The 5,254-nt window shown below is 59.6% G+C and carries 4 protein-coding genes and 2 pseudogenes; 2 read left to right on the plus strand and 4 right to left on the minus strand.

Annotated features, from left to right (window positions below; translation table 11 throughout):
• Together EOA32_RS32600 and EOA32_RS40675 are read right to left on the minus strand one after the other, a co-directional pair.
• Positions 1–625 (minus strand): hypothetical protein (locus tag EOA32_RS32600; protein ID WP_133372567.1); only part of this gene is annotated, 625 nt, incomplete at its 3' end.
• A complete protein-coding gene (locus tag EOA32_RS40675; protein ID WP_063169289.1) occupies positions 622–900 on the minus strand; it encodes an AlpA family phage regulatory protein in 279 nt (92 codons plus the stop codon). The genes EOA32_RS32600 and EOA32_RS40675, both read right to left, overlap by 4 nt.
• A 975-nt stretch (positions 901–1,875) precedes the next feature.
• Here EOA32_RS40675 and EOA32_RS32610 point away from each other — a divergent pair.
• On the plus strand, positions 1,876–3,807 hold the full coding sequence (locus tag EOA32_RS32610; RefSeq protein WP_126080677.1) for a potassium transporter Kup: 1,932 nt from the start codon (positions 1,876–1,878) through the stop codon (positions 3,805–3,807).
• Positions 3,808–4,114: 307 nt separating this feature from the next.
• A pseudogene (locus EOA32_RS32615) lies at positions 4,115–4,575 on the plus strand (OB-fold nucleic acid binding domain-containing protein); the annotation flags it as partial.
• A 53-nt stretch (positions 4,576–4,628) separates the two neighbouring features.
• On the opposite strand, the gene EOA32_RS32620 reads toward EOA32_RS32615, so the two are convergent.
• The gene (locus tag EOA32_RS32620) at positions 4,629–4,826 is read right to left on the minus strand and encodes a hypothetical protein (RefSeq protein ID WP_063169285.1); all 198 of its coding nucleotides are present in this window, start codon (positions 4,824–4,826) and stop codon (positions 4,629–4,631) included.
• 287 nt (positions 4,827–5,113) lie between these two features.
• Positions 5,114–5,254, minus strand: a pseudogene (locus tag EOA32_RS32625) (aldehyde dehydrogenase family protein); the annotation flags it as partial.

Raw genomic sequence — 5,254 nt, forward strand, 5'->3', positions numbered from 1 at the left:
GCTGCGGATGACGCTCTGGCGGCGTAGCTGCTGGCATGGGCGGAAGATGCGGCGCAACAATCGTCAGAGCCTCATCGAATTGGAGATCATGCTTGACCAGCAAATGCGCGGCCAATGCTTCGATGGCTGACCAGTGATCGAGTACTAGCCGGGCCGTGCGATCTTCGATCCGCCTCCAACGGGGGCGGCGCGGCATCAGGAACCGCAACTCACCATAGATTCGCTTGGCATCCGCGTAGTCGCTGCTCCCCTCATTCCCATCGGACGCATTCATCGCCATATCGCGCGGGTCCAGATAGCCTTCGAATGCGGATTCTGCAAAAGGACCTGCCAGACACGCAACTATCTCTTGGATCGCTTCATCGCGTTGGAAATGTCGATCCATATCGTTCTCGAAAATCGGCTTTAGCTCCGAGGTGAATCCTTGCGCTGAATAGAAAACCGTGCCTTCGACAAAACCACCGCACTCTCCGTCACCGGCGTCGGGGTAAATACTAACACTTGAGAAAGCAGGGAGTTCACGGTCGTCGTCGAACATCTGACGGTGCAAAACGATGGCGGCCACCGCGTGCCCGGCTTCGTGATGCGCCACAGACGGGAGAAGATATTGGGAGGCTACATTCATGCGGTGCGGCTCTCAGATCTAGTTTCCATCCAAGCCCTGATATCGGATTCAAGCCATGCGACTCGGCCGGGGGAGATGCGACGCCGCTTAGGGAACAGGCCTGCCTTCAGAGTCGCGCGGTCGCGCTCGAACTGCGTTCCACTGAAGTGCTTCAGGGTCTTTGCCGACTGGCCGGCGGCCCAGGCAAGTGCCCGCTCGCCTTCCACATCTTCAAGCCAAAGATAGAGATCGTCGTCGGGAGCATCCAGCGTTGGACGGACATCAAATGCGTTCATGTCCGGACAGCCTTCAGAAAGAAGGGATAGAGGCTTCCGTTTGATCGGGAACGCTTAGTGTTGGTAGCGGCGCCCACATGTTCGAAAAGCGTGATCATTGATGAGTTCTTCCAGTCGGTGCGGCATCGCAGTGCTTTTGCGCATAGGACCGCAATTGTCGTGCCAACTGGGAAAATCGTTTCGGAACAACGTGATCGCTCTGGCAGCGTTGTGTCAGATGTCCGACATCGTCGAGAATCCGACAACGAGTGCTCCTCCTAATCACCGGATCAACCTCCGGCGCCAGTCGGTGACACCGCATTCCTCTGTCTTTCCAGGAGACGGCGTGGACATCAATGCCGTTCCTCACCGAACCCGCCTCCTAGCCCTTCGCCCATACGTCACGGCCGCCCCCCGGTTTGGCTTCAACCTGAAGGATTACGGCGTCCTCTTCGCAGAGAAGATCGGGTTGTTCGTGGCGCGCGCAGCGGAGCCCAAGGAGCTTTTCTGGGTTGCGGATACTGGCATGTCGATATTACGACCGTGTGTCCTTCGACAAGCTTGGTGGCTTCTTCAACCAGAATCTCGCCGCGGAGATCGAATCGTTATCTGCGCCGCAAAGTGCGGCCGGTGAGCGGCGTGGCCCTGCGTTCCAGTTGGCCACGGTCCTCGCTGGGACGAGCAAGTAAATGGCTTGCGCAGCAACGGTGCGATCACACCTGGAGCACGGCGTCATCAGGAAAGCGCCATCCTTGTGCGCCCACGACACCCTGGTCGCCATCGGCCGCATCGCGGGGGGGCACTGTGGGCGATAACCATTCATTGATCTGGGCGATTGAGGGTTCTGCCGGGGCGCTATTGCTGCTCGGTAGGGCTGCGGGCTGGCGAGTCTACCAAGGCGAGCAACGACAGGCGAGACGGCAGACATTACGTGACGGAACTTGATATTGCAGTGCAGCAAGCGTAGAGCACCGCGCGCTTATCGGAGTGTCGTCCATGGCCCTTACCAATGCTGGTAACGAGGCAGAACCTGTCGAACAATCGAGCCATTCTGAGGTCGAGCAGCACAGCACCAAGGCGCTGATGTCGGGCGCACTAGGTGTCGTTTATGGCGATATAGGCACCAGCCCGATCTATGCATTTCGCGAGGCGTTGCATGCATCAGCGGGTGGCAACGTCGCCAGCCGTGGCGACATCCTCGGCGTACTCTCGCTGATCATCTGGTCCCTGACGATCACCGTGACGATCAAATACATCATGTTCGTGCTCCGCGCCGACAATCGAGGCGAGGGCGGAGTGCTGTCGCTTATGGCGCTGGCGCGCAACAGTTTCCCGACCTGCTCTGCGGTGATCCTCGGCATCGGCATCGGCATCGGCATCGTCGGCGCGGCGCTTTTTTTTGGCGACGCCGTCATTACGCCGGCAATCTCGGTACTGTCGGCGGTCGAAGGTATGAATGTCGTCACGCCGACGTTCCAGCCCTATGTGGTGCCGCTGACACTGGCCATCCTGGCGATCGTGTTTGCGGTACAGCGGTTTGGCACCGGCGGCGTAGGATTGGTGTTCGGACCCGTTACCGCGCTGTGGTTCCTGGCCATCGGCCTTTCCGGGCTCAACCACATCATGGACGACCCGGAAATCCTGCTGGCAATCAGCCCGCATTACATCGTGTCGTTCCTGGTCAACTCGCCTGACGTCGCCTTCGTTACGGTTGGTGCAGTCTTCCTCGCCGTCACCGGAGCCGAGGCGCTCTACGCCGACCTCGGCCATTTCGGCCGCAAGCCGATCGTGCTCGCCTGGCTGGCGATCGTGTTCCCTTGTCTGTTGCTCAATTATGTCGGGCAAGGCGCCTTCGTGCTGGCAAATGGCGGCGTTGTCGGTCATCCGTTCTTCGAGATGAACCAGGGCTGGACGCTTATTCCGATGGTCGTGCTTGCCACGGCGGCGACCGTGATCGCCTGCCAGGCGGTGATCTCCGGCGCCTTTTCGCTGACCAGGCAAGCGGTACAGCTCAACATGCTGCCGCGTTTCGTCATCCAGCACACGTCGGAAAAACAGTCGGGCCAGATCTATCTGCCGCGCATCAACCTGATGCTGGCGCTGGTGGTGATGCTGCTGGTGGTCGGCTTCGGCGAATCCAGCCGGCTGGCCTCGGCCTACGGTATTTCGGTGACCGGCAATATGCTGGTGACGAACATACTGCTTTTTGTTGTGATGACGCGCATCTGGAAATGGCCGCTCGGCGTCGCGATAGCCTTAATGGCGGTGTTCGTCTTCATCGATACCGGCTTCTTTGCAGCTAACATCGTCAAGGTATTCGAAGGCGGCTGGGCCTCGCTTGCCATTGCCGCAGTGATCGTGATGACCATGTGGACTTGGATAAGAGGCAGCAGGTATCTATTTGACAAGACGCGCAGGAACCAGATTCCGCTCGATTTCCTTGCGGGCAATCTGTTGAAGAAGAAACCGCAGCTGGTGTCCGGTACGGCCGTGTTCCTGACCAGCGATCCCGCCAGTGCGCCGACCGCGTTGATGCACAGCCTGAAGCACTACAAGGCGCTGCACGAACAGAACGTCATCCTCTCTGTGGTGACGGCGCAGCAGCCCGTGGTGCCCGACAGCGAGCGGATCAAGATGGAAACGATCAATGAGCTGTTCATGCGGGTGACACTGACCTTCGGCTACATGGAACAGCCTAACATCCCGCGTGCGCTGGCGATCTGCCGCAAGCAGGGTTGGAAGTTCGACATCATGACGACGTCCTTCTTCCTGTCGCGTCGCTCGCTCAAGGCGTCACCCAACTCCGGCATGCCGGTGTGGCAGGACAAGCTGTTCATCGGCTTGGCGCGCACGGCCGCCGACGCGACGGAGTATTTCCAGATCCCGACCGGACGTGTGGTCGAGATCGGAACGCAAGTGGCCGTTTAGGTATGCCCGGTTAAGCAGAATCAATTGGCATTTCGCGAGCCGGTGAATGCCTGACCGGGCGGAGGCCACGATGCTTGCGCCAAACTGGGGTCCGGTTCCAGGCCTGAAGCTTCCGGCCCCGAAAGCCGTCCTTTACGCCTGCGATCATTTCCGTTCCGCATTGTCTTGCCGACCCACCAGTCGAGATGCGCTGAAACGACCTCGCCGGGCAGCAACTTATCATTTGAACCTAATCGATGTGCCGCAAGTCCGACCTTCATTCTTCAGTTCACAGGCTAGCGTTGCCAAAATCGGCGTGCCGCCTAACCGGCGCCGCACCGTGACCTGTCAGGATGCTATGCAGGCGCGAGGCAGAAGCTGGCTCGAGGCCGCCGGCCTGGTGCTGGTCCGGCAGCGGCCGGGCTCGGCCAAAGGCTTCATGTTCCTCTGGAGGATGAGACGGGTGCGGCAAACGTCGTCGTCTGGGTCAAGATCTCTCGAGAAATTCCGGCGCGTGCTTCTTGCTTCGGCCATGCTCGGCGTCCGCGGACGCATCCGACGGAAGAGGAGGTGGTGCACCTCGTCGCCCACGAGCTGACCGATCTGTCGGCCGGGCTGGCCAGCGTGGGAAACCGCAAGACGCCGTTTCCGTTGCCGCACGGCCGAGGGACGAGGCTCATCACGGCGGATCGGGCATCGATCCGCGCGGCATGCCGAAGGGGCGCGACATCGTCGATGCAGTATGACCATATCGACCCTATCAAGTTCAAGACGCGTAACTTCCGGTAGCGCTTCCGGAGGCCACTTCAGCAGCATGTTGTGCACACTTTTGTCGGACCCTGTTAACTGCCGATTGGCAGCAGGTCACCCCGTGCCGGATCCCAAATGTCGTCGCTCTCAAGCGCAACGACTGCCCGCACCCTTTTTAAGTCAGCGAGCACCTCCACCGCCGGACGCCGCCCCGTTTCCTGAGCCGCGGCGTAACGGGTGTATTTGTGACTGTCCGGCTCAAACCACTTCAACGATTCCAAAGTAGCCATGGCATCGCCCTTGCGGCTGCGCGTGATGCGAATGATCGTGATCCCATCCTAAGCGCTCGCGTCGAATGGAGACACGCTGCCAACGCTTCATCTGCTCTACCCCATCTTTGTTCCAAGGCGGTCGGATCATCTCAATGAGCCCTGCCTCGGGGTGGCCAAAGCATGCATATTTATCGTTCGGCCCCGCATCGAATTATCATCTGCGATGTGGGACTCGATCTTGGGTTGGCGACGGCTTCGCTCCGGGAGTAGACGTCGGACCACTGATAAGTGCCGGACCTTCTCCACAATTTCTCGGCGGACTCATCGTGAACGCTCGATTGGACGTAAATGCGGTTCGCGGAAACGCAGGTCTGGCCGGCATTGCGGAACTTCGCCTGGACCGCACCGTCAACAGCACCGTCAATGTCGGCATCATCGAAGATGAT

It is taken from the genome of Mesorhizobium sp. M1A.F.Ca.ET.072.01.1.1 (assembly GCF_004023325.1).
In the GTDB taxonomy this organism is placed as follows: domain Bacteria; phylum Pseudomonadota; class Alphaproteobacteria; order Rhizobiales; family Rhizobiaceae; genus Mesorhizobium.